The 25,983-nt window shown below is 66.7% G+C and carries 28 protein-coding genes and 1 tRNA gene; 18 read left to right on the top strand and 11 right to left on the bottom strand.

Going from position 1 to position 25,983, the window contains the following annotated elements:
* Nucleotides 1–93 precede the first annotated feature (93 nt).
* On the top strand, nt 94–939 hold the full coding sequence (locus tag ASE72_RS11815) for an oxidoreductase (protein ID WP_056021191.1): 846 nt from the start codon (nt 94–96) through the stop codon (nt 937–939).
* Nucleotides 940–1,121: 182 nt separating this feature from the next.
* Here ASE72_RS11815 and rplA read toward each other — a convergent pair whose 3' ends face one another.
* Nucleotides 1,122–1,814, bottom strand: coding sequence for a 50S ribosomal protein L1 (rplA, locus tag ASE72_RS11820; protein WP_056021193.1), 693 nt, complete (start codon nt 1,812–1,814; stop codon nt 1,122–1,124).
* A 4-nt stretch (nt 1,815–1,818) separates the two neighbouring features.
* A complete protein-coding gene (gene rplK / locus ASE72_RS11825; protein WP_056021197.1) occupies nt 1,819–2,250 on the bottom strand; it encodes a 50S ribosomal protein L11 in 432 nt (143 codons plus the stop codon).
* Between the two features lie 399 nt (nt 2,251–2,649).
* Between rplK and ASE72_RS11830 the strand changes: the two genes are divergently transcribed.
* The 3 genes from ASE72_RS11830 (at nt 2,650) to ASE72_RS11840 (ending at nt 4,527) form a co-directional block, all read left to right on the top strand.
* Nucleotides 2,650–3,075, top strand: coding sequence for a hypothetical protein (locus ASE72_RS11830; RefSeq protein ID WP_235532333.1), 426 nt, complete (start codon nt 2,650–2,652; stop codon nt 3,073–3,075).
* Nucleotides 3,076–3,163: 88 nt separating this feature from the next.
* The gene (locus ASE72_RS11835) at nt 3,164–3,979 is read left to right on the top strand and encodes a PAS domain-containing protein (protein WP_235532334.1); all 816 of its coding nucleotides are present in this window, start codon (nt 3,164–3,166) and stop codon (nt 3,977–3,979) included.
* 29 nt (nt 3,980–4,008) lie between these two features.
* Nucleotides 4,009–4,527: a GGDEF domain-containing protein gene (locus tag ASE72_RS11840; RefSeq protein WP_056021206.1), complete on the top strand. Its 519-nt coding sequence runs from the start codon at nt 4,009–4,011 to the stop codon at nt 4,525–4,527.
* A 28-nt stretch (nt 4,528–4,555) separates the two neighbouring features.
* On the opposite strand, the gene ASE72_RS11845 is transcribed toward ASE72_RS11840, so the two are convergent.
* Nucleotides 4,556–5,311, bottom strand: coding sequence for a Crp/Fnr family transcriptional regulator (locus tag ASE72_RS11845; protein WP_156350410.1), 756 nt, complete (start codon nt 5,309–5,311; stop codon nt 4,556–4,558).
* A 98-nt stretch (nt 5,312–5,409) separates the two neighbouring features.
* On the opposite strand from ASE72_RS11845, the gene ASE72_RS11850 reads away from it, so the two are divergent.
* The gene (locus tag ASE72_RS11850; RefSeq protein ID WP_056021212.1) at nt 5,410–6,531 is read left to right on the top strand and encodes an alpha/beta hydrolase; all 1,122 of its coding nucleotides are present in this window, start codon (nt 5,410–5,412) and stop codon (nt 6,529–6,531) included.
* A gap of 251 nt (nt 6,532–6,782) precedes the next feature.
* On the opposite strand, the gene ASE72_RS11855 is transcribed toward ASE72_RS11850, so the two are convergent.
* Genes ASE72_RS11855 through ASE72_RS11865 form a run of 3 tightly spaced genes read right to left on the bottom strand, consistent with a single transcriptional unit; the run spans nt 6,783 to nt 9,354 of the window.
* Nucleotides 6,783–7,568 (bottom strand): SDR family NAD(P)-dependent oxidoreductase, encoded by a 786-nt coding sequence (locus ASE72_RS11855; RefSeq protein WP_056021215.1) that lies wholly within the window; start codon nt 7,566–7,568, stop codon nt 6,783–6,785.
* A 14-nt stretch (nt 7,569–7,582) separates the two neighbouring features.
* Nucleotides 7,583–8,761, bottom strand: coding sequence for a zinc-dependent alcohol dehydrogenase (locus ASE72_RS11860; protein WP_056021218.1), 1,179 nt, complete (start codon nt 8,759–8,761; stop codon nt 7,583–7,585).
* Nucleotides 8,761–9,354: an SRPBCC family protein gene (locus ASE72_RS11865; RefSeq protein WP_056021221.1), complete on the bottom strand. Its 594-nt coding sequence runs from the start codon at nt 9,352–9,354 to the stop codon at nt 8,761–8,763. The genes ASE72_RS11860 and ASE72_RS11865 overlap by 1 nt, the downstream gene beginning before the upstream one ends.
* A gap of 439 nt (nt 9,355–9,793) precedes the next feature.
* Here ASE72_RS11865 and mbhE point away from each other — a divergent pair, with 439 nt between their 5' ends.
* Genes mbhE through mnhG form a run of 6 tightly spaced genes read left to right on the top strand, consistent with a single transcriptional unit; the run spans nt 9,794 to nt 15,293 of the window.
* On the top strand, nt 9,794–12,520 hold the full coding sequence (mbhE, locus tag ASE72_RS11870; protein ID WP_056021224.1) for a hydrogen gas-evolving membrane-bound hydrogenase subunit E: 2,727 nt from the start codon (nt 9,794–9,796) through the stop codon (nt 12,518–12,520).
* Nucleotides 12,517–12,894, top strand: coding sequence for a sodium:proton antiporter (locus ASE72_RS11875; protein WP_056021227.1), 378 nt, complete (start codon nt 12,517–12,519; stop codon nt 12,892–12,894). The genes mbhE and ASE72_RS11875 overlap by 4 nt, the downstream gene beginning before the upstream one ends.
* Complete coding sequence (locus ASE72_RS11880) at nt 12,891–14,354, top strand: proton-conducting transporter transmembrane domain-containing protein (RefSeq protein WP_056021230.1); 1,464 nt, start codon at nt 12,891–12,893, stop codon at nt 14,352–14,354. The genes ASE72_RS11875 and ASE72_RS11880 overlap by 4 nt, the downstream gene beginning before the upstream one ends.
* Entirely contained in the window at nt 14,351–14,686 is a 336-nt protein-coding gene (locus tag ASE72_RS11885; RefSeq protein ID WP_056021233.1) for a Na+/H+ antiporter subunit E, read from the top strand. Before ASE72_RS11880 ends, ASE72_RS11885 begins: the two co-directional genes overlap by 4 nt.
* Complete coding sequence (locus tag ASE72_RS11890) at nt 14,686–14,961, top strand: monovalent cation/H+ antiporter complex subunit F (RefSeq protein WP_056021236.1); 276 nt, start codon at nt 14,686–14,688, stop codon at nt 14,959–14,961. Before ASE72_RS11885 ends, ASE72_RS11890 begins: the two co-directional genes overlap by 1 nt.
* A complete protein-coding gene (mnhG, locus tag ASE72_RS11895; RefSeq protein ID WP_056021239.1) occupies nt 14,958–15,293 on the top strand; it encodes a monovalent cation/H(+) antiporter subunit G in 336 nt (111 codons plus the stop codon). Before ASE72_RS11890 ends, mnhG begins: the two co-directional genes overlap by 4 nt.
* Nucleotides 15,294–15,378: 85 nt before the next feature.
* On the opposite strand, the gene ASE72_RS11900 is transcribed toward mnhG, so the two are convergent.
* The 4 genes from ASE72_RS11900 to ASE72_RS11915 form a co-directional block, all read right to left on the bottom strand.
* A tRNA-Thr gene (locus tag ASE72_RS11900) sits at nt 15,379–15,454 on the bottom strand.
* A gap of 17 nt (nt 15,455–15,471) precedes the next feature.
* Nucleotides 15,472–16,329 (bottom strand): hypothetical protein, encoded by an 858-nt coding sequence (locus ASE72_RS11905; protein WP_056022257.1) that lies wholly within the window; start codon nt 16,327–16,329, stop codon nt 15,472–15,474.
* 5 nt (nt 16,330–16,334) lie between these two features.
* Nucleotides 16,335–17,741: a serine hydrolase domain-containing protein gene (locus ASE72_RS11910; RefSeq protein WP_056022260.1), complete on the bottom strand. Its 1,407-nt coding sequence runs from the start codon at nt 17,739–17,741 to the stop codon at nt 16,335–16,337.
* Nucleotides 17,725–19,044, bottom strand: a complete 1,320-nt coding sequence (locus ASE72_RS11915; protein ID WP_056022263.1) for a replication-associated recombination protein A — start codon at nt 19,042–19,044, stop codon at nt 17,725–17,727. The genes ASE72_RS11910 and ASE72_RS11915 overlap by 17 nt, the downstream gene beginning before the upstream one ends.
* Nucleotides 19,045–19,219: 175 nt before the next feature.
* Here ASE72_RS11915 and ASE72_RS11920 point away from each other — a divergent pair, with 175 nt between their 5' ends.
* Both ASE72_RS11920 and ASE72_RS11925 read left to right on the top strand, forming a co-directional pair.
* Entirely contained in the window at nt 19,220–19,804 is a 585-nt protein-coding gene (locus ASE72_RS11920; RefSeq protein WP_056021242.1) for a PadR family transcriptional regulator, read from the top strand.
* Entirely contained in the window at nt 19,801–20,091 is a 291-nt protein-coding gene (locus ASE72_RS11925; protein WP_056021245.1) for a DUF2218 domain-containing protein, read from the top strand. Before ASE72_RS11920 ends, ASE72_RS11925 begins: the two co-directional genes overlap by 4 nt.
* 28 nt (nt 20,092–20,119) lie before the next feature.
* Here ASE72_RS11925 and ASE72_RS11930 read toward each other — a convergent pair whose 3' ends face one another.
* Nucleotides 20,120–21,274, bottom strand: a complete 1,155-nt coding sequence (locus ASE72_RS11930; protein ID WP_056021248.1) for a glycosyltransferase family 4 protein — start codon at nt 21,272–21,274, stop codon at nt 20,120–20,122.
* A gap of 120 nt (nt 21,275–21,394) precedes the next feature.
* Here ASE72_RS11930 and radA point away from each other — a divergent pair, with 120 nt between their 5' ends.
* The 5 genes from radA (at nt 21,395) to ASE72_RS11955 (ending at nt 25,980) form a co-directional block, all read left to right on the top strand.
* Nucleotides 21,395–22,765 carry a DNA repair protein RadA gene (radA, locus tag ASE72_RS11935; protein ID WP_056021252.1) on the top strand — a complete coding sequence of 457 codons (1,371 nt, stop codon included), beginning with the start codon at nt 21,395–21,397 and terminating at the stop codon, nt 22,763–22,765.
* 68 nt (nt 22,766–22,833) lie between these two features.
* A complete protein-coding gene (locus tag ASE72_RS11940; RefSeq protein WP_056021255.1) occupies nt 22,834–23,400 on the top strand; it encodes a CvpA family protein in 567 nt (188 codons plus the stop codon).
* Nucleotides 23,397–23,882 (top strand): iron-sulfur cluster assembly scaffold protein, encoded by a 486-nt coding sequence (locus tag ASE72_RS11945; protein ID WP_056021257.1) that lies wholly within the window; start codon nt 23,397–23,399, stop codon nt 23,880–23,882. Before ASE72_RS11940 ends, ASE72_RS11945 begins: the two co-directional genes overlap by 4 nt.
* Entirely contained in the window at nt 23,882–25,645 is a 1,764-nt protein-coding gene (locus tag ASE72_RS11950; RefSeq protein ID WP_056021260.1) for a cation:proton antiporter domain-containing protein, read from the top strand. The genes ASE72_RS11945 and ASE72_RS11950 overlap by 1 nt, the downstream gene beginning before the upstream one ends.
* The gene (locus ASE72_RS11955; protein WP_056021263.1) at nt 25,642–25,980 is read left to right on the top strand and encodes a DUF423 domain-containing protein; all 339 of its coding nucleotides are present in this window, start codon (nt 25,642–25,644) and stop codon (nt 25,978–25,980) included. The genes ASE72_RS11950 and ASE72_RS11955 overlap by 4 nt, the downstream gene beginning before the upstream one ends.
* Nucleotides 25,981–25,983: the final 3 nt, after the last annotated feature.

Here is a 25,983-nt window from a genome sequence, read left to right on the forward strand (position 1 = left end):
AGGGCAGGGGGCGGGTCGCGTTACGGACCCGTCCCCCGCGTCCGGCGTTACCTGTCCCGAACGCGCATCCCGCGTCTCCGGAAAGGTTCGACCATGACTCTCCCCGCATCGCCCGTCTGGTTCATCACGGGTTGCTCCACCGGCTTCGGCCGCGATCTCGCCAGGCTGGTCCTCGATCGCGGCTGGCGTGCCGTCGTCACCGCGCGTGACGCCGACCGGGTCGCCGACCTCGTCGAGGGGCATGACGAGACCGCGCTCGCGCTCGCGCTCGACGTCAACGACCAGGCGCAGGTCGACGAAGCGGTTGCCGCGGCCAACGCGAAGTTCGGGCAGATCGACGTGCTCGTGAACAATGCAGGCTATGGCTATCAGGCGACCGCCGAAGAGGGCGACGAGGCCGAGATCCGCGCCCAGTTCGACACCAACGTGTTCGGGCTGTTCGCGATCACGCGCGCGGTCCTGCCGATCATGCGCGCGCAGGGCAGCGGCAACATCGTCAACTTCACCTCGGTCGCCGGGCTCATCGGGTTTCCGGGATCGGGCTATTATGCGGCATCGAAGCACGCGGTCGAGGGCTGGTCTGACGCGCTGCTCGCCGAGGTCGGCCCGCTCGGGATCGGCGTGACCTGCGTCGAGCCGGGGCCGTTCCGCACTGACTGGGCAGGGCGATCGCTGCGCCAGACGCCAAGCCGGATCGCCGACTATGCCGAGACGGCAAAGGCGCGGATGGAGGGGACCAAGCAGGTCAGCGGCACGCAGGCGGGCGACCCCGTGCGCGCGGGCGAGGCGATCATCGCGGCGGTCGAGCAGGCGAACCCGCCGCGGCATCTGGTGCTCGGGAAATGGGGCTATGACGCGATCACCGCCAAGCTGAAGGAGCGGCTCGAGGCGATCGAGCGCGCGCGGGACGTGAGTCTCGGTGCCGACTTCCCGGAATAAGCGCCGCTCGCAGGACGGAGCCGATAGCTCCAGACAAGAAAAGGGCCGGGATCGCTCCCGGCCCTTTCTCATGTCTGGAGCAGGACGGGCGTAAATCCCGTCCTCGTCGGTCGCGGTGGAACCGCGCCGGCCGGCCTTGCACCGCACGTGGCTGGCTCGGGCCAGCCACGTGCGGCTCAGGCTCAGGCGCCAGCCACTTCGGTCGTGTCGACCTTGATGCCTGCACCCATGGTCGACGAGATCGCGACCTTGCGGACGTACTTGCCCTTGGCGCCCGACGGCTTGGCCTTGACCACGGCGTCGACCAGCGCGTCGAAGTTCGCACGCAGGTCTTCGGCCGGGAACGACGCCTTGCCGATACCCGAATGGATGATGCCGGCCTTCTCGACGCGGTATTCGATCTGGCCGCCCTTGGCGTCCTTGACCGCCTGCGCGACGTTCATCGTCACCGTGCCGAGCTTCGGGTTCGGCATCAGGCCCTTGGGACCCAGCACCTTACCGAGACGACCGACGATGCCCATCATGTCCGGGGTCGCGATGCAGCGATCGAAATCGATCGTGCCACCCTGGATGGTTTCCATCAGGTCTTCGGCGCCGACGACGTCTGCGCCTGCTGCGAGAGCCTCTTCAGCCTTCGCGCCGCGGGCGAACACGCCGACGCGGACGGTCTTGCCGGTGCCCTTGGGCAGCGTCACCACGCCGCGGACCATCTGGTCGGCGTGACGCGGATCGACGCCGAGGTTCAGCGCGACTTCGATCGTCTCGTCGAACTTCGACGTGGCGCCCGAACGTGCGAGCGCGATCGCCTCGTCGATGGCGTGCAGCTTGACGGTGTCGACCGTGACGGCCTTCTGCTTCTTGGTCAGCTTTGCCATGATATCAGCCCTCCACCACTTCGAGGCCCATTGCGCGGGCGCTGCCTTCGATGATCTTCGTCGCAGCGTCGATATCGTTGGCGTTGAGGTCCTTCATCTTCGTCGTGGCGATCTCGCTCAGCTGGCTGCGCTTGATCTTGCCTGCGACGACCTTGCCCGGCTCCTTCGAACCCGACTTAAGACCGGCGGCCTCCTTGATCAGGTACGATGCCGGCGGGGTCTTCGTCTCGAACGAGAACGAGCGATCCGCATAGACCGTGATGACGGTCGGGATCGGCATGCCCTTCTTCAGTTCGCCCGTGCCGGCGTTGAACGCCTTGCAGAACTCCATGATGTTCACGCCGCGCTGACCCAGCGCAGGCCCGATCGGCGGCGCGGGCTTTGCCTCGCCTGCAGGGACCTGCAGCTTGATGTATCCGGTAATCTTTTTAGCCATGTCACTCTCTTGATAGGGGCTGCGAACACGATCGCGTTCCGCCCGGTTTCGAGTCTAGCGGTAATGACGGCTCGCGTACGACGCGCGCCTCCCGCAGGTTCCACCATCGGATGTTGGAAGCTGGCGCGCATAGCCGACGAACCCGGCAAGTGCAAGGCCGCGGCCGGACCGTTCGTCGCGCTTGCGACCGCCCCATGGGGTGCACGCCCAACAAGACGCGCAGTGGCGCTGCGTGGGTTTGCACAGACGGGGTGATCGCGGCGTCGGGCGGGCAAGCTGGCTGGCAGGCTCCCTGAAAATGAAAGTCATTACAAACTAACAGTTGCGACTATTTGCCGTACGTATATCTACATGAACAGTCTGATGGATCAGATGCATGCTACATGACGAGCCATGAAAATGAGGTTTCTCACAATTATATTGTGCACTGCACTAGGGATCATGGTTCCGACCGGCTTTGTACTTGCCTGCTCGCTCATTTTGGACATGCCTGTCGTCATACTTATTGTAGGAATAGTATTCGGATTCTCAGCGACATATGCACTATCCGTCATCTCCGAAGGTGAGGGTGACGAGGTGGTTGCAATGCAGAAAAGATGGGATGTCGCGATGCCGGCATCTATCATATGTTTGTCTGCGGCGCTTATTCTGAGCGGCCTGTATTTGTACATATCCGACAGACCCTATTATCTTTTGTACAAGAACATGCCGCATATTGCAGCCGCGATGATCTTTCTGCCGGGGGCGCTCATTGGTTGCGGCGCGATTCTGTGCATGCTTGCGGCATACGCATTCGCCACACGATTGCAGCGCCACGAGCATTGAAAGATGGCGATGACGTCGGGTTGGTGCGCGTGCAGCCTATAAAGGAGGTGGGGCGGGGGTCTTGAAGCCCATTTCCATGAGTGTCGGCATGAGCGCGATCGATAACCTTACCGGTACAGAGACTTGCTGGGACATGACCGAGTCCCGACACGTCGTCGACGCCATCGCGCGAACGATGCCGATCATCCGGTTCGGCTTGGACGGGACCGTGCTGTTCGCGAACGACCGCTATCTGAACATCTTCGGTATGGACGCGGTCGATGTCATCGGGCGGCATCACAGCGTCTTCATCCGTCCGCACGAAGCGGCGAGCGCCGGATATGCGATGTTCTGGAATACGTTGCGAACCGGACGGTCGATGCAGTCGGAGTTCTGCCGGGTCGGAAAGGACGGTCGGGAGGTCTGGCTCCAGGCGACGTACATGACGATCGGCGACCCCGTCGGTGAGCCGCGCGAGATCCTGAAGATCGCGCAGGACGTGACGAACGCGCGCGAACATGCCGCCGATCATCAGAGCATGCTCGAGGCGATTTCGCGGTCGACGGCGATCATCGAATTCGCGCTCGACGGCACGATATTGTCCGCCAACGCACATTATCTGGCGATCACGGGCTATACCGAGTTCGCCATCCGCGGCCGTCACCACCGCATGTTCCTCACCCCCGAAGACGCGCATGATCCGAGCTACGACCGGTTCTGGGAGCGGCTTCGCCGTGGCGAGTTCATCCGTTCGGAATTTCGCCGGATCGGCAGCGACGGCCGGCCGATCTGGCTGCAGGCGAGCTATAACCCGATCCTGGATGCGAACGGCAAGCCCACGCGGATCGTCAAGATCGCGACCGACATCACCAATCCGTCGAGCTTCACAACGAGACCACGCGCCATGCGTTTTCGGACGCGCTGACCGCGGTTGCCAATCGGCGGCGGTTCAACATGACGCTGGTCGACGAAATCCGCCGGGCGGCAAGGACGGGCAATGACCTGTCGCTGATCCTCGTCGACATCGACTATTTCAAGACCTTCAACGACACCTATGGCCATCAGCAGGGCGATGCATGCCTGAAGGCTGTTGCCAATGCGATCCGCGGTGTCGTGCGGCGGGCCAGCGATCTGGTCGCGCGCTTTGGCGGCGAGGAGTTTGCCGTGCTGTTGCCCAACGCAACCACGCGTACGGCCGCGATCGTCGCGGAAAATATACGCGCCGCGATCGAGGCACTGCAGGTCGAGCATCCCGATCCGTCGAAAGCGGTGCTGACGGTGAGTGCGGGCTATGCGTCGCTCGGCTCGGAGCGACTGACCACCGATCTGCTCGCCACCGACCTGATCGAACGCGCCGATCGCGCGCTGTATCGTGCCAAGGCGGCGGGGCGGAACCGGGTGTCGGGCGAGGCAAGGGTCATGCCGCAGCCTCGCGTGACCTTGGTGCCGAACGCGTCGAAGCCGGTGACCTGAGCGCGTTCGGCACCCAGATGACCGATCGCTACACGCTGAACAGCCGTGAATATTCCTGCTCGGGGCGCCCATAGGTCCCGCCCGCGAGCGCGATGAGTTTTGCCCGGTCCTGCACGACCACTCGCGCGCGGATCGCGCGGATCGCGCGTTCCTCCTCGAGCCGGTGCAACGCGTCCGTCACGCTGCTGCGGCGAACGCCGAGCATCAGCCGGAATTCCTCGTGCGTCATGCAGATCTCGTCGCCCTGCACGCGATCGTGATACAGCAATATCCACCGCGCCATGCGCCGCTCGATCGAGTGGGCGAGCGACGATACGATCGTGCGCCCCATCTGCAGCATGAACACGTGGACGAAGCGGAGCAGCGCCGCGCGCAGCGTCGCACTGTGATCGACCGCCGCGATCAATGCTTTCGACGACACGCGCAGCGCATGGCCGGTCTCGGCCCGCACCGTGACGTCATAGGGTGACCGGTCGGTGCCGAGGAGGCGTGGCCAGCCGATGAACCCCTCGACCCCGACCAGGCCGATCGCATAGCTACGATCGCCGTCGAGCGTTTCGAGTACCCCGGCAATGCCCTGTTCCAGAAAGCAGATGCTCTCGATCGGATCGCCCGCGCGCGTGACGAAATCGCCCGCGGCGAAGCAGACCGGCTCGAGATGGGGCATCAACAGCGCGAAGTCGGCATCGGACAGGCTGGCCAGAAGCCGGTTGTTCGACCGGCCTTCGAACCGCGGGGATTCCCCTGCAAACATCGTGTGCTGAAGGCTGACAATCGGTGGCAACGCCGTCTCCGCTGATTACCGGCGCGACTGATTGGCACGGTTCCGTACAGAAACGTGGACACCTCCCGTTTGTTCATGTCGCACAACAGGAGTAAGATATGTTCAATATTTCAAAGCGTTCGTCCGCTCGTGCGGTCGTCCTGGCAAGCCTGCTCACCGCGTCCGCGGGCGTGCTCGCACAGTCCGCTCGCCAGCCCAGCGCACCACCCCCGCCGCCGCCGCCGGCAACCGCGACGCAGCCTCCCAAGGCCGCGCCCGACATGCAGATGGTGCTCGACGCGCTGGCGGGTCTGGGCGGCAAGCCGATCGAGACGCTGACCCCCGCCGAAGCCCGGATGCAGCCGTCCGCGGCCGACGGCGCGAAGGCGGTGATGGCGAAGAAGGGCATGCCGACGACGCCCGATGCCGCCGTGACGACGAAGGACGTGCCCTATGGCTCGGACCCCAAGCAGTTCGCCCGCATCTACAAGCCTGCCGCGGCGCCCGCCGGCGGCGCGCCGATGCCGGTGATCGTCTATTATCACGGTGGCGGCTGGGTGATCGCGGACGTCGACACCTATGACGCGGCACCGCGGGCGATGGCACAGGCGCTGAATGCGGTCGTCGTGTCGGTCGAGTATCGCCACGCTCCCGAGTTCAAATTCCCGGCACAGCACGACGATGCGGCCGCAGCCTATCGCTGGACACTGCAGAATGCCGCGAGCTGGGGTGCCGATCCCGCGAAGATCGCGGTCGCAGGGGAAAGCGCCGGCGGCAACCTCGCGGTCGCCACCGCGATCTATGCACGCGACAATCGGTTGACCGTGCCGCGGCACATCGTTTCGGTCTATCCGATCGCGAACAGCAGCAAGACGCTGCCGTCACGCCGCGATTCGGCGAATGCCAAGCCGCTGAACGGTGCGATGCTGAACTGGTTCGGCCACTACTATCAGACCAGCTCGGCGGATGCGCAGGATCCGCGTCTGAACCTGGTTGCGGCAAACCTGCGCGGGCTGCCGCCGACGACGATCATCAACGCGCAGATCGACCCGCTGCGGTCGGATGGCGAGACTCTGGCGACCGCGATGCGGACCGCTGGCGTGAAGGTCGAGCAGAAGACGTTCCCGGGTGTGACGCACGAGTTCTTCGGCATGGCCAAGGTCGTGCGCGGCGCCAAGGATGCGAACGACCTTGCCGTGGCACGGCTAAAGGCGGCATTCGCAGCGGCGCCGCGTCGGTGATACCTTGATCGGGCGGCACAGCCGTGTCGCCCGATCATGTCGACAGGGGAACCCAGGACGTCCTCGTGACGCTGTGACTCGCTCACCGAACGATCAGCGGACACCCTAGGGCATCACAACATAGGCGTGTGAAACGGTTGTCGGTGTTGTGCGAGGCGCCGAAGTCTGCACGCGAACGCCCGCTCAAAACAGGATTGGCCCCGTCAAGCATGGCGGGGCCAATCGATCTCGTTCGTGATCCGGGCGAAAGCTCAGTCCTTGGCGCTGCCCGGTTCCGCCATCTTGCGATGCTGTTCCGCGAGCACCGAACCCGGTGTGACATTGGCAAGAACACCCTGGATCTTCGTCTTCCAGCCCGAGAAGATCGATGCCTTGCCGCCCATCAGCGCGTCCCAGCCATCCCTCGCCACGTCGGCGGGGTCGCTCTTGTTCGGATCGGTGCCCACGTCGGTATCGTTCATGTCGGCGCGATCGAAGAATTCGGTGTCGACGGGGCCGGGCATCAGCGTCGTCAGCGTGACGCCGTCCGCCTCCTTGATCTCGTTGCGGAGCGCCTCGGTGAAGCTGTCGATGAACGCCTTCGAGCCGTTATAGACCGCCTGGAACGCGCCGGGGATATAGCCTGCGACCGACCCGGTCACGAGCACCTTGCCGTCGTTGCGCGCGACCATCGCGGGCAGCACCTTCTGGACGAGGTAGAGCGTGCCGGTGATGTTGGTATCGACCACGTTGCGCCAGTCGGCGAGCGTCTGGTCGAGGAAGCCGTGGCCGAGACCTTGGCCGGCGTTCGCGCACAGCACGTCGACCTTGCGGCCGTTGGTCGAGGCGAGCAGCTTGTCGACACCCTCGATCGTCGAGAGGTCCGCCTCGACCGCGGTCACCTCGGTGCCGAACTGCTTGAAGTCGGCGGCGGCGGACTGGATCAGCGCTTCGTTGGCGACGACGAGGATGTCGTAGCCGTCCTTTGCAGCAAGCGTGGCGAGTTCGAAACCGATGCCCGTCGAGGCACCGGTGATGATTGCGAATTTATCGGCCATGGTCTCGTATCCTCTTAATTGAAGCCGGGTTTGAGCACGACTTTGGTCACTTCGTTCTGGTTGTTCTTGAACATGTCGTAGCCCTTGGGAGCGTCCTCCAGATCCATCCGGTGCGAGATCAGGAAGGTCGTGTCGATCTTGCCTTCCATGATCGCGTTGAGCAGCGCGGGCATGTAATGCTGGACATGGGTCTGCCCGGTCTTGAGCGTGAGGCCCTTTTCCATGAGCGCGCCGAGCGGGAACTTGTCGATGAACCCGCCATAGACCGCGGGCATCGAGACGCGGCCGCCCTTGCGGCAGGCGATGATCGCCTGGCGGATCGAATGCGCGCGATCGGTGCCGAGGAAGGTCGACGCCTTGATCTGGTCGAGCACGTTGTCGACGAAGAATCCGTGCGCCTCGAGTCCGACGCTGTCGATCACCGCGTCGGGGCCGATCCCGCCGGTCATCACCATCAGCGCCTCGTAGACCGCGCTTTCCTCATAGTTGATCGTCTCCGCGCCGAACCGCTTGGCGAGCTCGAGACGGCGAGGAAAATGGTCGATCGCGATGACGCGCTCGGCGCCCATCAGGAACGCCGACTGCACCGCGAACAGCCCGACCGGTCCGCAACCCCAGACCGCGACCGTGTCGCCGGGCTCGATCTGCGCATTCTCCGCCGCCATCCAGCCGGTCGGCAGGATGTCCGAAAGGAACAGCACCTTCTCGTCGTCAACGCCGTCGGGAATCACGATCGGCCCGACATCGCTGAACGGCACGCGGACATATTCCGCCTGACCGCCCGCATAGCCGCCCGTCATGTGGCTGTAGCCGAACAGCCCTGCCATCGGCTGGCCATACAGTTCCTGCGCGATGTCCTGGTTGTCGGAGGGCAGGCCGTTGTCGCACGCCGAATATTGATGCTTGCCGCAGTGATAGCAGCTGCCGCACGCAATCGTGAACGGCACGACGACCTTCTGCCCCTTCTTCAGCGTCGACTTCGCGCCGACCTCGACGACCTCGCCCATGAACTCGTGGCCGAGGATGTCGCCGGCCTGCATCGTCGGGATATAGTTATCGTAGAGATGCAGATCGGATCCGCAGATCGCGGTCGCGGTGACCTTGATGATGCAGTCGCGCGGATTGACGATTTCGGGGTCGTCAACGGTATCGACGCGGACGTCGTGTTTGCCGTGCCAGGCCAGCGCGCGCATCAGGCCATCTCCTCTTCATGCTGCTTGCGGTTCATCGCGGCGGTCGCGATCTCGCCGGTTTCCATCAATTGCTTGAACCGCCGCAGGTCGCGGCGTGCCTGGATCGCGGGTTCGCGCTGGAACATCTTGGCGATGAGCTTTCCCACGAGACCGGCGGGTGGGTCGTACAGGATCGAAACGGTGACGACGGTGCCGCGCGCGCCGGCGTCGCGGAACTCGACGCGGCCGCTGTTGGCGACATCGGCGCCGTCTTCGGATCGCCACGCGATGAAGCCGTCCGGGGCCTCGTCGGTAATTTGCGAGGTCCACTCCACCGTCTTGCCGACGGGCGCCTTGACGACCCAGTGCGAGCGCTTGTCGTCGAGCAGCTCGACGCGCTCGACATTTTCCATGAAACTGGGGAGATTCGAGAAATCGCGGAAATAGGCGAACACGTCACTGACCGGACGGTTGATCGTCACCGCGCGTCCCACGAAGGATTCGCCCTCTCCCGTGACGAAGCCAGCGACCTCGGTGCCGCCGCCATGCTTCCACGTGGTCGGTGGCGCGTCGTCGCCATGCTGAGCGGCCTTTGTGACGTCAGCGGATGCCATGCCCGATCTCCTGTAACAATGTCAGGCGGTCAACGCGCGATGAGGCGACGCGGCGCGTTCGCTGCGCGTTCTACTCACCGCGCCGATGACACATCTCATCCATGATCGCGGGCGTTGTTGATATCGATCAATAGGAAAATATCCGGGACGACCGCGCGCGTCGGAGATTGTGCAGGCTCTACGGCTGCCATCGCAAATCCTTGGAGCGTCACAGTATTACGCAAGGTGAATGCTCGTCGCCAATGGATGCTCTCGGCGATGTCGCCGCGAAATTCGTCGACAGGCGCAAATCAACTCTTAGACTTGCCGCCCGGGGACCAACTAGCTTCCGGGCTATGCTTGCTTCGTGTGCCGCGCGATCCGCCGGCGGGGGTGGTGGTCAGCGTCGTAATCAAGCGTTGGATTTGCGCACCGGGGCAGCGTGCTGCATGGCAATCCCATGCTCGTACTTCTCGCCGTCTCGCTTATCGGAAGTTGCCTGCTTCCCCTCATCGCGCGGGTGATGACGCGCGGGGCGGGGCTTGTCGTCGCGCTGTTTCCGCTCGGGCTGTTCGTCGCGTTCGTCCGGATGTCCGACATCGTCGAACGCGGCTGGGTGCGCACCGAGCAGCGCAGCTGGTCGCCGGAGATCGGGTTCGACCTGACATTGCGCCTCGACGGCTTCTCGTTTCTCTTCTGCCTGTTGATCACCGGGATCGGCACGTTGGTGATGGCCTATTCGGGCGGCTATCTGACGGGCAAGCCACAGCGGCAGCGGTCCCGGTTCTTCACGCTGATCCTGCTGTTCATGACCGCGATGCTCGGGACCGTGCTCGCCGACAACCTGCTGTTGATGGCGACGATGTGGGAGGCGACGAGCATCCTGTCGTTCCTGCTGATCGGGTTCGACAGCCGGTCCGCCCGCGCGCGTCGTGCGGCGGTGATGGCATTGCAGGTAACCGCGGGTGGCGGGCTGGCGCTGGTCGCGGCGGTCGTGATGATCGGCCATGTCCTGGGAAGCTATTCGCTTGCCGAGGCGGTCAATCGCAGTGGCGAACTCGCTGCATCGCCCTGGGCGACGCCGATCGTCATCGCGGTGCTGGTCGCAGGCTTCACCAAGTCGGCGCAGTTTCCGTTTCACTTCTGGCTGCCCAACGCGATGCAGGCGCCGACGCCGGCATCCGCCTTCCTGCATTCGGCGACGATGGTGAAGCTCGGCATCTACCTTCTCGCGCGCTTCGAGCCGCTGATCGCCGCAACCGGGTGGGGCCGCACGGTCATGATCGTCGTCGCATGCGTGACCATGGTGATCGCTGCGGTCCAGGCGCTGCGGGCGGAGAGTTTCAAGGCCGCGCTCGCCTATTCGACGATTGCCTCGCTCGGCATCCTGGTATTGCTGATCGGGCTCGACGGGCCGACCGCGACGGTCGCGATGATCGGCTTCCTGATTGCGCACGCGCTCTACAAGGCCGCGTTGTTCTTCTGTGCAGGCTCGGTGCTGCACTTGACGGGGCAAGGGTCGCTCCGCTCGCTCGGCGGGCTTGCGCGCCGGATGCCGATGACCGCGATCGCGTGCACGGGGGCCAGCCTGTCGATGGCAGGGATCCCGCCCTTTTTCGGCTTCATCACCAAGGAATTCCTGTTCCAGGCGCAGATCGAAAGCAGCTGGGAAAGCGTCCCGATCGCGATCGCGGTTCTGGTCAACGCCGTGATGGTGGGCGTCGCGGCGGTGGTGACGCTGCGGCCGTTCTTCCTTGCATCGGCCGAACCGGTCGAGATGCGCCACCGCGAGAGCATCTCGCTGGGCGTGCCGCCGCTGCTGCTGGCGATGCTCGGGCTATTGCTCAGTCTCGATCCGAGCTGGATGGAGCGCGTGGTGATACGGCCTGCCGTCGCTGCCGTGTATCGCCGGCCGATCGATGTCGATGTCGCGGTGTGGCACGGGATCACGCCGATGCTCATGCTTAGCGGCCTCGTCGTGCTGGTGGGCGTCGTCATCGCGGTATTCTGGGCGCCGATCCATACGATGCTGCGCGGCAGCGACCGGTTCGAGCAATTCGGTATCGAGCAGTTCTGGGAACGCAGTCAGCGCGCGATGATGGCATTCAGCGCCCGGACGGTGGCGTGGACCGAGCATGGCGACCTCCGCGTGCTGCTGGGGGTGGTCATCGCCACGATCACGGGGATCGCCGGGTGGGCGATCGTTGCCGGCGCGGGGCCGCTTCGGATCTCCCCGGGTGCGGCGCCCCATCTCGCCGATATCCTCATCGCGCTCCTCGCGGTTGCCGGTGCGGTCGTGGCCGCGCGGTCGGCAAACCTGCTGACGACGATGCTGGGGGTCGGCCTGACGGGCTTTGCGGCCGCGATCCTGTTCATGGCCGGCGGCGCACCCGATCTCGCGATCACGCAGTTTGCGGTCGAGGCGTTGCTGGTCGTCATGCTGACCGCGATGCTCGCGACGCTGCCGCTCGTCGCATCGCGCACGCGAACGGTGTCGCAACGCGGCGTCGACGCGCTTCTTGGGGCGGCACTGGGGACGATCCTGTTCGTTGCGACGCTCGATGCCGCGGCGATCGACCATCCCGCGCTTGCGTCCGACTTCTTCGGCCAAATGAGCTATATCGCAGGGCGGGGGCATAACGTCGTCAACGTCATCCTCGTCGACTTCCGCGCGTTCGATACGCTGGGCGAAACCGTGGTCATCGCCGCCGCAGCGATATTGGGGGCGGCGTTGCTGCGGGGCGTCGATGCCAATGACGGCGATGCGCGGCACGATGTCCATTTCAGTTTCTCGACCACCGCCAAACCCCTCTTCATCCTGCTCATCGCCGCGTCGCTCGTGATCCTGTGGCGCGGGCATGATCAGCCGGGCGGCGGCTTTATCGGTGGCCTGGTCGGGTCGCTCGCCTTTGCCGTGCTGTCGCTCGCCCGCGGTCCCGTCGCGGCAGCGGGCACGTTGCGCGTTTCGCCGATCACGCTGGTGGGTGTCGGGCTGCTGCTGACGATCGGGAGCGGGCTGGCGGGGATGTGGGCGGGCGACGCCTACCTCACGCATCTGTGGTGGGAGCCGGACAACTGGCTGCCCAAGATGGGTACCACCATCGTGTTCGATGTCGGCGTCTATCTCGTCGTCCTGGGGGCTGTATTGACCTATCTGTTCGGGCTCCAGCGGGAGGCGGCGCGATGATCCTTCTCCATGCGCTGGCAGCGGCGGTCATCATCGCCTGCGCGCTGTACATGATCCTGTCGCGCAACCTCGTGCGTATCCTGCTCGGCCTCGCGCTGATGGCGACGGGGGTGAACGTGATGCTGTTCGTCGTCGGCGGAAACGGTGTGCGACAGCCGCCGCTGATACGCGATGGCGAGCAGGTCCTTGGGCCATCCGCGGACCCGACCAGCCAGGCGCTGATCCTCACCGCGATCGTCATCGGCTTTGCGCTCACGATCGTGCTGGCGACGATCGTGCTGCGCGGGTGGCGTTCGACAGGGTCGCTCGACGCGCGCGATCTCGAAGCCACTGAGCAACAGCGCGACGCCGAATCCATCGAGCCAGCGTCATGAACGACGCCGTCACGCTGCTGGCGCCGGTTGCCGTGCCGTTATCGGGTGCCGCGATCGCGGCGCTGCTGCGGAACCACGCGTCGTTGTGCAGGGCCTGGTCGGGGCTGATGACCGTGCTCACGCTGCTGGCAGCGGGAGCGTTGCTGGCGCGCGCGATCGATCCGGCGCCGCTCGCGATCGTCGTCTTTGGCGGCTGGCCGCAAGGCATCGGCATCGGTTTTGCGGCCTGGCTTCCGGGCGCCGTGCTCGTTGTCGTCGTCGCGCTGGTCGCGACCGCGGCGGCGATTTTCGCGATCGCCGACATCGGCGCACGTCGCCGGCGGGCGGGCTATGACGCCCTGATGCTCGCGCTTGTCGGCGCGGTGAACGGTGCGCTTCTGACCACCGACCTGTTCAATCTCTACGTGTGGTTCGAGCTTGCGCTGGTCGCGGCGCTGGGCCTGATCCTGCTCGACCGGCGGCGTCACCAGGTCGGCGGCGCGACGCGGTACGCGGTGTTCGGCATGGTCGGCGCGACCGCGATCCTTGCGGGGATCGGGCTTCTGTACGGCGCCACCGGGACGCTCGATCTGGCGAGCCTCGCCGCGATCCTCAAGACGCAACCGCCAAGCGTCGCGACGAGCGTCGCGGCGGCGCTTCTGCTGTCGGGCTTCGCGCTGAAATCGGGCCTCGCACCGTTTCACGTCTGGCTGCCCGCATCCTACGCATCCGCGCCGCTGACGGTGGCCGCGGTGTTCGCGGCGTTGATGACCAAGATGGGATTTTACGCGCTGCTGCTGGTCATGGCCGGCGTTTTCGGCGCGGGCGCGGCGCAATTGTCGCCCGTCATCGCGATCCTCGCTGCGGCGACGATGCTGCTGTGCGCGCTCGCGACGCTGGCGCAATCCGACATGCGCCGTCTGATCGGCTACCATGTGGTGGCGCAGGTCGGGTATATGGCGGCGGGGCTTGCGATCGGTTCGGCGGCCGGGCTGGCGGCGGCGAGCTTCTACATGGTGCATTCGATGATCGTGCAGGCCAATCTGTTCCTCGGCATCGGCGCGATCCGGCGTGCGACGGGCAGCTGGGACCTGAAGCGCGCGGGCGGCATGGTCCGCTCCGATCCGATGTTCGTGTTCCTGTTCGCGGTTCCGATGCTGTCGCTGGCAGGGATCCCCCCGCTGTCCGGTTTCTGGGCGAAGCTCTTCATTCTGCGTGCGGCGGTCGCCGGCGGAATGGGCTGGATGGCACTCGTCGCGCTGATCGCCGCGATGCTGACCATCGTGTCGGTCGCCAATCTGTGGGCGGAGGCCTGCTGGAAGGCCAGCCCGATCAAACGCCAGGCGCGCGCGATACCGCATGCGATGCGCGCGGGGATGGCGGTGCTGTCGATTGCGACGATCGCGATCGGGCTGTTCCCGCAACCGCTCTGGATCGTTGCAGAGGCGTCCGCGCGTGCGCTGATGGAGCTCGGCCAATGAAGGCTATCCGCCGTTTCGTCGCCGTGCCCGCGCTGCTTCTCGTCTTTCTCTGGGATCTTGTCGTGTCATCGTTCCGCGTCGCCGCGATCGTGCTCGGCAGGCCGGTACGGACTCATCCCGCGATCCTGGTTCTGGTCACCGACCTGCGACGCCCATGGGCGGTCGCGCTGCTCGCCTATCTGACGTCGCTGACCCCCGGTTCGACATGCCTTCATGTCTCCGACGACCGGTGCACATTGTATCTGCACGTCCTCGATGCGCGCGATCCGGCCGCCACGATCGCGCGGTTCCGCCGCCTCTACGAACGCTGGGTCAAGGTACTGGAGGCATGATGGCGTTCGACCTTTCCGCGATCGTCTGGGGGATGATGGCGATGCTGTGTCTCGTCACCGGCCTGGCGGCGTGGCGGATGCTCCGCGGTCCGACGTCCGCGGATCGGTTCGTCGCGTTCGACATGCTCACCGCGGTCGCGGTCGCGTTCTCCGCGCTGATCGCGGTGGCGTCAGGCAGGAGCGGGTTTCTCGACGTCGCGCTCGTGCTGTCGCTGGTCAACTTCGTCGCGACCGCCGCGTTTGCGCTCTTCCTCGAACGAAAGACGCGCTCATGACGGTGCTCGGGCTGATCCTCATGGGGGCGGGCGTCCTGTTCCTGCTGGTCGCCGCGATCGGACTGGTGCGGCTGCCCGATGCGCTGCAGCGGATGCACAGCGCGACCAAGGCAGGGACATTGGGAACCGCGCTGGTGATCCTCGGCGCGATGCTCACGGGCGAAGTCGCACGCCCGCAATCGGGGTTGCTGACGATCATCTTCCTGCTCGTGACGCTGCCGCTCGGCGCGCAGCTGCTCGGACGCGCAACCTATGTCGCCCGCACGCCGCTCGAAGGGCTCGAGGACGACCCGCTGGCGGAGGACGAGGGATCGGGGCTGACACGGAAATAGCCGGATCGACCGTGCAGGCGCGGGCACGTGCGTCGCGCCAGATCATCGGGAAGCCCGGCGGCGGCGGGTGCCTGGATCGAGATGATGGTGCCGGTTGCAGGAATCGAACCCGCGACATCCAGTTTACAAAACTGGCGCTCTACCAACTGAGCTAAACCGGCCTGAATCGCCTCATGCGTCAGGTGACGCCGAAGGTCCAGCCTTCGGTGGCCGCAATATGCGCCGTCATTGCAGGCGGGTGCCAGAATTCTTCCGTACACGCGTGCCGACGAAGCCACGCGGCGCCGACGATCGCATCAGTCGAGTGATCGTCATACTGGCGAAGCGGAGCGTGCGCCGCCGAACCGAACGCCGCGAGCGCGGCATCGAGCGCGCCGGGGTCACGGATCTTGCTGCGTCCCGCGGGCACTCCTGCCGCGCGCGCGGCGATGCTCGTATAAATCTCAACGATCGTGGCTCCGGTCGCCGACGGCGGATCGAACGGCCAGACGGGTATCGCCCGATCGAGACGGTGGAGCAGGCGCATGCCCGCAAAGCTCGCCTTGGCAACCTGCGCGGCGCCGATCGCGTCGTAGACCGTCGACGGTTTGCGTCCCCCGTCGCTCGCGATCTCGCAGCGTCGCCAGTACAGGAAATCGGCCTTGGTACCGTCCGCTGCGCCCAGGTAGAAATGTGTGCCGCGTCGCCGTTCGATGAACGAAGCGGCGCCCAGGTCGGCGTCGTCGCTCTCCGCGTCGACGCTCGCCCATAACGCTCGCGCATCGGAAGTCGCGGCGTCACCGGGAAGGTGTGCGCCCCGCTCGACGAACGGCGCGGAGAAGCTGAAATCGAACCCGACGAGCAACGGCGCGTCGCGCTGCGCGAGCAGCCAGTCGAGCACGGCGGTCCGCGACCAGACGCCGTCGGGTGCGGGGACCAGCACGGGTGCCGCGCATCCCTGCTCGCACAGCGCGACGGCGATCCCCTTGTGGCGTCTGCCCTTTGCCCCGGACCAGTCGATCACCGCGAACTGCCGGAAATGAACGGGTGAACCCACCACCCTCAGCGGCTGCTCGCACGCGTCGCCGCAAGGATCGCAGCGGTGAACCCGGCAACGTCGAACCGGGCCGCACCGGGATCCTCGCCACGCCGGACCACGACCAGACGCTCGGACGGGACGACCATGACATATTGCCCGCGATTGCCCTGCGCGGCGTAGCTCCCGGCGGGCAGGCCCTGCTTTTCGCCGAACAGCCACATGGTCGCGCCATAGCCGGGGCCCGTTGCGGGTTGCGGGCCGCTCGGTGAGGTCATGTACGTCATCCACCCCGCCGGCAGCAGGCGGCGGCCGTTCCAGACGCCATCGTCGAGCCACAGCTGGCCGAGCCGCGCCAGATCGCGCGCGGTGCTCCAGACCTGGCTGGAGAGGATGTAGTTGCCCTGCCAGTCGGTCTCGGCGACGCTGTGCGTCATGCCGAGCGGGGCAAAGAGCGCGCGCTGCGGGAAGCCGCGATAGCGGTCGCGCATGACGCCGCGCAGGCTGTGCACCGCGAGCAATATGTCGTTGTTCGCATAGCGGAAGCGCGTGCCGGGTTTCGCCTCGAGCGGCCAGGCCGTCGCCTGCTCGGTCACGGTCGTCCCGCCGAAATAGATCGCGTCGGTGCGGTTGCCCGCGGTGTCGCTGTGCAGCCCGCTCGCCATGCGCAGCAGCTGGTCATAGGTGATCGCGCCCCGCGGATCGCCCGCCAGCGTCCAGTTCGTCGTGCGCGCACCGGGTGTCAGCTTGGCGTCGTGGAGGGCGATCCCGAGCAGCGTCCCGGCGATGCTCTTGCCGACCGACCATGTCCGGTTCGAGACGAACGGCCCGAACCCGTCGCGGTAGCGCTCGGCGACTACCTTGCCGTCCTTGACCACGACGACGCCGACCGTTTCCGATTCCGCGCCATAGGTCGCACGGTCGAACGCCGTCGCGACGGCCGCGTGGAGCGGCTGACTCGTCGAGGGCGTGATCCCGGCATCGCCGAGCGGCCAGCGGCGGGGGTCGGCGGCGGCGGCGGGGCGGGGCGCCGCCGCCGGGGCCGCGCTGCGACCCGCGACGCTGCCGATCGGCGCGGTGGTGCAGCCGTTCGCGGCAGTCCAGCTGACGCTGCGCGGGGGCATCGCCGGATCATAGGCGACCGTCACCACGCCGCGCGCCCGGTCGACCTGCGCCGTCAGCGTGGGCACGATCGCGTCATATTGCGGGTAGATGCCGCGAAGCTCGTCCCGGTCGATCTGACCCGCGGTCCGGCCTGCGCTGAACATCCCCGCACAGTACATTGCCGCCTTGTATCCCGCCGCGATCGCCCGATCGTGCGTGGTCGCGGCGGCGGCCGGGATCTGCTGCGCCGTCGCCGTCGTTGTCGCCGTCGCGAGCGGGGCTGTCAGGACGAGGAGGGGGACGAGCGCGCGGCTAGCTGTCTTTCGCATGGCGCCGGTCGTCCCACCAGGCGAGCCGCTCGGCAAGACGTTTCTCGAAACCGCGATCGGTCGGGACGTAGAAGCTTTGCGGCGTCATCTCGTCGGGCCAGTAATCCGAGCCCGAAAACGCATCCTCGGCATCATGGTCATACGCATAGCCCTTGCCGTAGCCGATATCGCGCATCAGCTTGGTCGGGGCGTTGCGGATCGCGGCGGGGGGCATCAGCGATCCCGTCTCGCGCGCCGATTTCCACGCGGCCTTCTGCGCCTTGTACACCGCGTTCGATTTGGGCGCGGTCGCCAGATACACGCAGGCCTGCGCGATCGCGAGCTCGCCCTCCGGGCTGCCGAGAAAGTCGTAGGTGTCCTTCGCCGCGATGCACTGGACCAGCGCCTGCGGATCCGCGAGCCCGATATCCTCGACCGCGGCGCGCGTCAGACGGCGCAGCAGGAACAGCGGTTCCTCGCCCGCGGTCAGCATCCGCGCGAGATAATAGAGCGCCGCCTGCGGATCGCTGCCGCGGATCGATTTATGGAGCGCGGAGATGAGGTTGTAATGCCCCTCGCGATCCTTGTCGTACACCGCGACGCGGCGTTGCAGGAAGTTCGACAGCCCCGCCGGATCAAGCGGCTCGGGCAGGCTGACCGAGAACAGCGTCTCCGCCTGGTTGAGCAGGAACCGGCCATCGCCGTCCGCGCTCGCGATCAGCGCGTCCTTGGCGGGCGGGGTGACGGGCAGGGGGCGCTCCATCACCACCTCGGCCCGGTCGAGCAGCTGTTCGAGCGCGCCGCGGCCGAGCCGTTCGAGGATCAGCACCTGCGCGCGGCTGAGCAACGCGGCATTGAGTTCGAACGACGGGTTCTCCGTGGTCGCGCCGACCAGCGTGACGGTGCCGTCCTCGACATAGGGCAGGAAGCCGTCCTGCTGTGCGCGGTTGAAGCGGTGGATCTCGTCCACGAACAACAAGGTGCGCTTGCCCATCCTGGCGTGCTCGCGCGCCTCGGCGAACGACTTCTTCAGCTCGGCCACACCCGAGAACACCGCCGAGATCGCGACGAACCGCAGGTCGACCGCGTCCGCGAGTAGCCGCGCGATCGTGGTCTTGCCGGTGCCGGGGGGGCCCCACAAGATGATCGAGGACAGCCGTCCTGCCGACACCATCCTGCCGATCGCACCTTCGGGGCCGGTGATGTGATCCTGCCCGACCACCTCGCTTAGCGTGCGCGGGCGCAGGCGATCCGCGAGCGGCGCGTTCTCGGGGGGCGTTTCGGTAGGGGCGGCGGGTTCGAAGCCCGCGAAGAGGTCGGCCATCGCGCAGAGATAGGGGCGGGGCGGCGGTTTGCCCATCCATGCGCGTCCTCCCTCGATGGATCGTCCTCCTGCGCTGGATGCAGGAGCAAGCGAATCTTTTGACCGGCCCCTTGAATGGGAAATAGTCTGCGATATATCACAGATCACCAGCTAAGATATATCGGAGAAGACTCAAATGCGTTTTGGCATGGGATATGGCGCCTGGACCGGTGGCCCGCGTGGCGACGGCGAAACGCGCGGTCGCGGCGGGCATGACGGGCATGGACGTCACGGGCATCGCGGAGGCCCTGGCGGTCGGCGCCGGCTGTTCGATGGCGGCGAGCTGAAGCTCGTGATGCTGAAGCTGATCGCGGACGCGCCGCGCCACGGCTACGACCTGATCCGCGAGATCGAGGGGCTGACCGGCGGCGGCTATGCGCCGAGCCCCGGCGTCGTCTATCCGACGCTCAGCATGCTCGACGAGATGGGGCTGATCGAGGAGCAGCAGTCGGAGGGCGCCAAGAAGCGCTTTGCCGCGAGCGACGAGGGCCGCGCGCATCTCGCCGAGAACGTGGCGATCGTCGATGCGCTGTTCGCGCGGCTGGCGGCGGTGGGCGCGGAATCAGAGCGGACCGATGGCGCGCCGATCCGGCGGGCGATGGGCAATCTGCGGCAGGTGCTCCAGCACCGGTTGATGCGCGAGGACGTCAACGAGGATACGCTGCACGACGTCGCGGCGCTGATCGACGAGGCGGCGCAGAAGATCGAGCGTCTGAAGTGAGCGTTTCGGTCGCACGCGTGCCGACGCATTCGGCGAGCAGGTATCTTCAGCAGCTTGCCAAGCACTGGAGCCACAAGATGGACGTCACGATGTCGGAAGAGGAGGGCCGTATCGCCTTCCCGAACGGCGCGGTGCTCGAGATGCGCGCGGACAGCGAGACGCTCGACGTCGCGCTGACGGTGCCGGACGGCGAGGATGTCGAACGGATGCGCGGCGTGGTGTCGAGCCACCTCGATCGCTTCGCCTTCCGCGAGGCGCCGCTGACGTTCGACTGGGTGGCCGTCTGACGCTGACGGGCCCGCCGATCGGGGTCGATCAGGCGCGCTCGCGACGCGCCATCACCGCGAGATAGGTGTCGAGCACGGTCTGGTTGATCACGTCCCAGCGATAGCCCGCCGCCTTGGCATGCCCGGCATCGCCCATCGCGTGGCGCAGGCCCGGCTCGGCGACGATCCGGCCGATCGCGTCGGCATAGCCGGCAATGTCGGTCGGCGGGACCAGGAAGCCGGTGCTGCCGTCGTCGATCAGGTCGACCGCGCCGGTCGCACGCGCCGCGACGACCGGAACGCTCGCCGCCATCGCCTCGAGCGTGACGTTGCCGAACGTCTCGGTCACGCTGGGGTTGAAGAACACGTCCATCGACGCGACCGCGCGGCCAAGTGCATCACCCGACTGGAACCCGGTGAACACCGCGTCCGGGACACGCCCTGCAAACCAGTCGCGCGCCGGGCCTTCGCCGACCACGACGACGCGGTGGCGGACGTCGCGGCGGCGCAGTTCGGTCAGCACGTCGGCAAAGACGTCGAGCCCCTTTTCCTTCACCAGCCGGCCAAGAAACCCGACGACTATCTCGTCATCGGCAATCCCGAGCGAGCGGCGCCACGCCAGATCGCGTCGTTCAGGATTGAACCGGTCATGATTGATCCCGCGCGACCAGATGCCGATCGACGACTTGACGCCCCAGTGCCGCAGCAGATCGGCCATGCTCGGCCCGGGCACGACGACCTCGTCGACCAGATTGTAGAAGCGGGTCAGCCGTTTTTTCGCGAGCGGCTCGAGGAACCCCATCTTGTAATAGCGGAAATAGGTCTCGAACCGGGTGTGGAACGAGGCGACCGTCGCGATGTCGCGCTTGCGCGCATAGGCGACCGCGGCGTGGCCGAGAAATTCGGGCGCGGAGACATGGACGATATTGGGCGCAAACGCGTCGATGTCGCGGCGGACGCGCGGCGTGATCCCGAGCGCGGCGCGATATTCGCCGCGGCCGCCGACGAGCGGGATCGCGGGCACGTCGACCAGATCGCCGATCGCGGGGAAGGCGGGTTTCGCGACGGTCGGCGAATAGACGCGGACCTTGACCCCGCGCGAGAGAAGATGTCCGACGAGCAGGTTCAACGACTGGTTCGCGCCATCGCGGACGTAATTGTAATTGCCGCTGAAGAGGGCCACGCGGAGATCGGTCGGCTGCATCACCCGGGCGGATAGCGTCGCCCGCCCGCAAGCGCCAGACAATCCGGCCGCGAAGCGCCGCCGGGTCGCATCGGGGCGAACGATGTTCCCTTATCGTTCCTGTTGGGCTAGACCGCCGGCATGGCAAAGATCCAGAAGCGTTACGTGTGTCAGGCCTGCGGTTCGGTCGCTTCGCGCTGGGCGGGGCAGTGCGCGGATTGCAGCGAGTGGAACACGCTGGTCGAGGAGGCGAACACCGCCGCGACGCCGTTCCATTCGAAGCACAATCTCCAGAGCGGTGGCCGGGCGATCCAGCTCGTCGGGCTCGATGCCGAGATCAAGCTGCCCGACCGGATGGCAACCGGGATCGCCGAACTCGACCGCGCGCTCGGCGGCGGGTTCGTCGAGGGGTCGGCGACGCTGATCGGCGGCGATCCCGGGATCGGCAAGTCGACGCTGCTGCTGCAGGCCGCGGCGAAGATGGCGCTCGCGGGCCAGTCGGTCGCCTATGTCTCGGGCGAGGAGGCGGCCGATCAGGTACGGCTGCGCGCGCGACGGCTGGGGCTCGGCAATGCGCCCGTCCAGCTCGCGGCGGCGACCTCGACGCGAGACATCCTGACGACGCTCCAGACGCGACCGCCCGCGCTGCTCGTGATCGATTCGATCCAGACGATGCATTCGGACCTGATCGAGGGGGCGCCCGGCACGGTCAGCCAGGTCCGCGCGTCGGCGCAGGAGCTGATCCGGTTCGCCAAGGAGCGCGGCACCGCGGTGGTGCTGGTCGGCCACGTCACCAAGGATGGCTCGATCGCGGGCCCCCGCGTGCTCGAGCATATGGTCGACACGGTGCTGAGCTTCGAGGGCGAGCGCAGCCACCAGTACCGCATCCTGCGCGCGATCAAGAACCGCTTCGGCGGGACCGACGAGATCGGTGTCTTCTCGATGCAGACCGAGGGGCTGGCCGAAGTCGGCAACCCGTCGTCGCTGTTCCTGACGCACCGCGACGATGCGATGACCGGCGCGACGGTGTTCCCGGCGCTGGAGGGGACGCGGCCGGTGCTCGTCGAGATCCAGGCACTGACGGTGCGACTGGCATCGGGCGCGACGCCGCGGCGGGCGGTGGTCGGATGGGATTCGGGGCGACTGGCGATGATCCTCGCGGTGCTCGAGGCGCGATGCGGGCTGAGTTTCTCGACCGCCGAAGTCTATCTCAACATTGCCGGGGGATACCGCGTCCAGGATCCCGCCGCCGATCTCGCGGTCGCGGCGGCGCTGATCTCGGCGATGGCGGAGCGGCCGGTGCCCGTCGATGCGGTCGTGTTCGGTGAGGTTGCGCTGTCGGGCGAGATCCGCCCGGTCGCGCACGGTCCGCTGCGTCTGAAGGAGGCCAGCAAGCTCGGGTTCGACCGCGCGCTCGTCCCGGCATCGATGACGGGGGAGAAGAGCGGGATGAAGCTGTCGGGATTCAAGACGCTGGCCGCGTTCGTCGACCACATGCTCGGGCGCGGCTGACGACGCTGGCGGCGACAAGCCGCATCGCCGCACTAGCGGATGCCCGCGCACGTCCCTATTCCAGAGCCATGAACCTGTCCGCCCTCGACGTGATCGTCCTGCTCGCCGTTGCCGGTTCGGCTGTTCTCGGCCTGTTGCGCGGGTTCGTCACCGAAGTGCTGTCGATGTTCGCCTGGGTCGCGATGGTGGCGATGCTCAAGCTGTTCCACATCCCGGTCGCCGCCGCGCTGACCCCCCTGGTAGGGACGGTGAGCGGCGCGGCCGTGCTGGCGTTCGCGATCATCACCGGGCTGACCTATATCGGTGGACGGCTGGTCGCCAATGCGATCGGCGCGCGGACGCGGACATCGATCCTGGGCCCCGTCGACCGCGCGCTGGGGTTCGGGTTCGGGGCGCTCAAGGGCCTGATCCTCGCCAGCCTCGTGTTCCTGCTGGCGACGCTGGTCATCGACACGATGGGCGGCGGGCCCGCGCGGCGGCCGTCGTGGATGACGGGGTCGCGGACCTATCCGCTGCTGAATGCGACGAGCGCCAGCATCGCCGACTTCGTCGATCGTCGTCGTCGCGGCAAACCGGTGTTCGGCGCGCGAACGCCGGCATCGCCCTCTGAAAACGCAAGTGAGCCAACGTCATGAGTGCCACGCTGTACAATGCCGAGATCCTGCGCCTCGCCGCGTCGATCCCGCACAACGAGCGGCTGTCAGAGCCGATGGCGACCGCCGAGCGACGCTCGCCAATCTGCGGGAGCCGGGTGACGGTCGACGTGACCGTCGACGCCGATGGCCGGGTCGACACGGTCGGATTGCTGGTCCGCGCCTGTGCGCTGGGGCAGGCGTCGTCGTCGCTGCTGGCGGCGAACATCGTCGGGCACGATGCCGCCGAACTCGGCGCGATCCGCGATTCGCTGACCGCATGGCTCGCGCGCGAGGGCGATCTGCCGGAATGGCCGGGGCTCGACATCTTCGTTCCCGCGCTCGACTACACCGCGCGTCATCCCTCGATCCGGCTCGCGTTCGAAGCGGCTGCCGACGCCGCGGCCGCCGCTGCGAAGCAGAGCGGTTCGGGAGCGGATGCCGACCAGCGATCGGCGACCGCCTCCGCCGGGGCCGACGTCTGATGCACGACGGCACGACGCCGTCACTGCTGCGGGACGGGGTGGTCCTGCTCGGGTTCGGGCTGGTCTTCGTGCTGCTGTTCAGGCGGATCGGGCTCGGCGCGACGCTCGGGTATCTGGTCGCCGGCGCGGTGGTCGGGCCGCATGTCCTTGGGCTGGTCGGCGATGCGGAGGCCAAGCTCGGGATCGCCGAACTCGGGATCACGCTGCTGCTGTTCATCGTCGGCCTCGAGCTCAACCCGACGCGGTTGTGGCGGATGAAGCACGAGATCTTCGGGCTCGGGCTGATGCAGGTGGTCGCGTGCGGCTTGGCGATCACCGCGATCGTGTGGATCTTCGCGCATTTCTCGCTGCCTGCCGCGCTCGCGCTGGGACTGCCGCTCGCGCTGTCGTCGACCGCGCAGGTGCTGCCGATGCTCCAGTCGTCGGGCCGGATGCGGACGCCGTTCGGCGAGCGTGCCTTCTCGATCCTGCTGTTCCAGGATCTGTCGATCGTGCCGCTGATCACGATCGTCGCAGCGATGAGCCGCAATCCCGCCGACGCCAACGCGCCGCCGGGATGGCTGCTCGCGATCTACACCGTCGTGGCCGTTGGCGGACTGATCATCGCGGGGCGCTTCCTGCTGCGGCCGTTTTTCCGGCTGATCGGCAATCTCGGCGAGCGCGAGATGTTCGTGTTCGCCGGATTGTTCACGGTGATCGCGAGCGCGGCGGTGATGGAATGGCTCGGGCTGTCGACCGCGCTCGGCGCCTTCATCGCGGGCGTGATGCTGGCGGACAGCCCGTACCGGCACGAGCTCGAGGCCGATGTCGAACCATTTCGTTCGATCCTGCTCGGGCTGTTCTTCCTCGCGGTCGGCATGCTGCTTGATCTCGGCGCGATCGCCGAGCGGCCCTTCTTCGTGCTGGCGATGGCGATCGCGTTGATCGCGACCAAGACCGGCGTGATCATGGCGATCGGGCTGGCGTTCAAGATGACCTGGCGACAGGCGTTCGCGCTCGGCCTGTTGCTCAGCCAGGGCGGCGAGTTCGGGTTCGTGCTGTTCGCGCAGGCGCAGGCCGGGCTGCTGATCGATCCCGAGGCGGCAAGCCTGTTCGGTGCAATCATCACCCTGTCGATGGCGACGACGCCGTTCCTGATGGGGATCACGCGCCGGTTCCGCGCCGAACCGATCGCGGCGGGTGGCGACCGCGATGGTCCGACGGCGGACGGATCGAACGCGATCATCGTCGGCTATGGCCGGTTCGGTCAGACGGTCGGGCAGATGCTGCTGGCGCAGGACATCCCCGTCACGCTGATCGATACCGATATCGAGATGATCGATATCGCCGGCGAGTTCGGCGCGAAGGTCTATTATGGCGACGGCACGCGGCTCGACCTGTTGCGACAGGCGGGCGCGGCGGAGGCGGAACTCATCTGCTTCTGCATGGACGGCGACCAGCTCGATGCCGAGATGCTCGACACGATCCATCAGGCGTTCCCGAAGGCGGCGCTCTACGTGCGCGCCTATGACCGCCGCGCGCTGGTCAAGCTCAAGACATCGGCCGCCGATTACGTCGTGCGCGAGGTCCTTGAATCGGCGGTGAAGATGGCGCGGCTGGCGCTGCGCGGGCTGGGTGTCACGCCCGCCGAGATCGACCGGGCGGAAGAGCGGTACCGGTCGCGCGACAAGGAACGGTTGCGGATCCAGGTCGCGGCGTCCGATATCGGCGCGGCGCGGGCAGAGACCGCGCAGCGCTTTCCATGGGGGAATGATCCGCGATGATACCCGTTTCATTCCCCGTGATCGCCGCTGCGCTGTCCGGTGCGATCGCCGTCGCGGCGGGGGCGTTCGGTGCGCATGGTGCGAGCGGCGCGGCGGTCGAATGGCTCAAGACCGGCGCGCAATATCAGCTGATCCATGTCGTCGCTGCGCTGGTGGCGATACGGATGGAAGCGCGCGGGCCGGCCTGGCTATTCGTCGGCGGCGCGGCGATCTTCGCGGTGACGCTCTATGCGATGGCGCTCGGGGCGCCGCGGTGGCTGGGCGCGGTCACGCCGATCGGCGGCGTCCTGCTCATCGCCGGCTGGCTCTGGCTGGCGTGGAGCGCGCGGGGCTGAGGG

Origin of the sequence: Sphingomonas sp. Leaf20, assembly GCF_001421535.1 — a bacterium.
Classification (GTDB): domain Bacteria; phylum Pseudomonadota; class Alphaproteobacteria; order Sphingomonadales; family Sphingomonadaceae; genus Sphingomonas.

What these genes read in the sequence shown, in the direction of transcription:
- ASE72_RS11875 (WP_056021227.1), top strand. Translation starts at nt 12,517, where the DNA reads ATGATCCTTCTCCATGCGCTGGCAGCGGCGGTCATCATCGCCTGCGCG.
- mnhG (WP_056021239.1), top strand. Translation starts at nt 14,958, where the DNA reads ATGACGGTGCTCGGGCTGATCCTCATGGGGGCGGGCGTCCTGTTCCTG.
- ASE72_RS11855 (WP_056021215.1), bottom strand. Translation starts at nt 7,568, where the DNA reads ATGGCCGATAAATTCGCAATCATCACCGGTGCCTCGACGGGCATCGGT.
- ASE72_RS11930 (WP_056021248.1), bottom strand. Translation starts at nt 21,274, where the DNA reads ATGCAGCCGACCGATCTCCGCGTGGCCCTCTTCAGCGGCAATTACAAT.
- ASE72_RS11945 (WP_056021257.1), top strand. Translation starts at nt 23,397, where the DNA reads ATGAGTGCCACGCTGTACAATGCCGAGATCCTGCGCCTCGCCGCGTCG.
- ASE72_RS11915 (WP_056022263.1), bottom strand. Translation starts at nt 19,044, where the DNA reads ATGGCCGACCTCTTCGCGGGCTTCGAACCCGCCGCCCCTACCGAAACG.
- ASE72_RS11835 (WP_235532334.1), top strand. Translation starts at nt 3,164, where the DNA reads ATGAGCGCGATCGATAACCTTACCGGTACAGAGACTTGCTGGGACATG.
- ASE72_RS11940 (WP_056021255.1), top strand. Translation starts at nt 22,834, where the DNA reads ATGAACCTGTCCGCCCTCGACGTGATCGTCCTGCTCGCCGTTGCCGGT.
- ASE72_RS11860 (WP_056021218.1), bottom strand. Translation starts at nt 8,761, where the DNA reads ATGCGCGCGCTGGCCTGGCACGGCAAACACGACGTCCGCGTCGATACC.
- ASE72_RS11910 (WP_056022260.1), bottom strand. Translation starts at nt 17,741, where the DNA reads ATGCGAAAGACAGCTAGCCGCGCGCTCGTCCCCCTCCTCGTCCTGACA.
- ASE72_RS11865 (WP_056021221.1), bottom strand. Translation starts at nt 9,354, where the DNA reads ATGGCATCCGCTGACGTCACAAAGGCCGCTCAGCATGGCGACGACGCG.
- ASE72_RS11830 (WP_235532333.1), top strand. Translation starts at nt 2,650, where the DNA reads ATGAGGTTTCTCACAATTATATTGTGCACTGCACTAGGGATCATGGTT.
- radA (WP_056021252.1), top strand. Translation starts at nt 21,395, where the DNA reads ATGGCAAAGATCCAGAAGCGTTACGTGTGTCAGGCCTGCGGTTCGGTC.
- ASE72_RS11850 (WP_056021212.1), top strand. Translation starts at nt 5,410, where the DNA reads ATGTTCAATATTTCAAAGCGTTCGTCCGCTCGTGCGGTCGTCCTGGCA.
- ASE72_RS11950 (WP_056021260.1), top strand. Translation starts at nt 23,882, where the DNA reads ATGCACGACGGCACGACGCCGTCACTGCTGCGGGACGGGGTGGTCCTG.
- mbhE (WP_056021224.1), top strand. Translation starts at nt 9,794, where the DNA reads ATGCTCGTACTTCTCGCCGTCTCGCTTATCGGAAGTTGCCTGCTTCCC.
- rplK (WP_056021197.1), bottom strand. Translation starts at nt 2,250, where the DNA reads ATGGCTAAAAAGATTACCGGATACATCAAGCTGCAGGTCCCTGCAGGC.
- ASE72_RS11920 (WP_056021242.1), top strand. Translation starts at nt 19,220, where the DNA reads ATGCGTTTTGGCATGGGATATGGCGCCTGGACCGGTGGCCCGCGTGGC.
- rplA (WP_056021193.1), bottom strand. Translation starts at nt 1,814, where the DNA reads ATGGCAAAGCTGACCAAGAAGCAGAAGGCCGTCACGGTCGACACCGTC.
- ASE72_RS11890 (WP_056021236.1), top strand. Translation starts at nt 14,686, where the DNA reads ATGGCGTTCGACCTTTCCGCGATCGTCTGGGGGATGATGGCGATGCTG.
- ASE72_RS11840 (WP_056021206.1), top strand. Translation starts at nt 4,009, where the DNA reads ATGACGCTGGTCGACGAAATCCGCCGGGCGGCAAGGACGGGCAATGAC.
- ASE72_RS11880 (WP_056021230.1), top strand. Translation starts at nt 12,891, where the DNA reads ATGAACGACGCCGTCACGCTGCTGGCGCCGGTTGCCGTGCCGTTATCG.
- ASE72_RS11955 (WP_056021263.1), top strand. Translation starts at nt 25,642, where the DNA reads ATGATACCCGTTTCATTCCCCGTGATCGCCGCTGCGCTGTCCGGTGCG.
- ASE72_RS11885 (WP_056021233.1), top strand. Translation starts at nt 14,351, where the DNA reads ATGAAGGCTATCCGCCGTTTCGTCGCCGTGCCCGCGCTGCTTCTCGTC.
- ASE72_RS11815 (WP_056021191.1), top strand. Translation starts at nt 94, where the DNA reads ATGACTCTCCCCGCATCGCCCGTCTGGTTCATCACGGGTTGCTCCACC.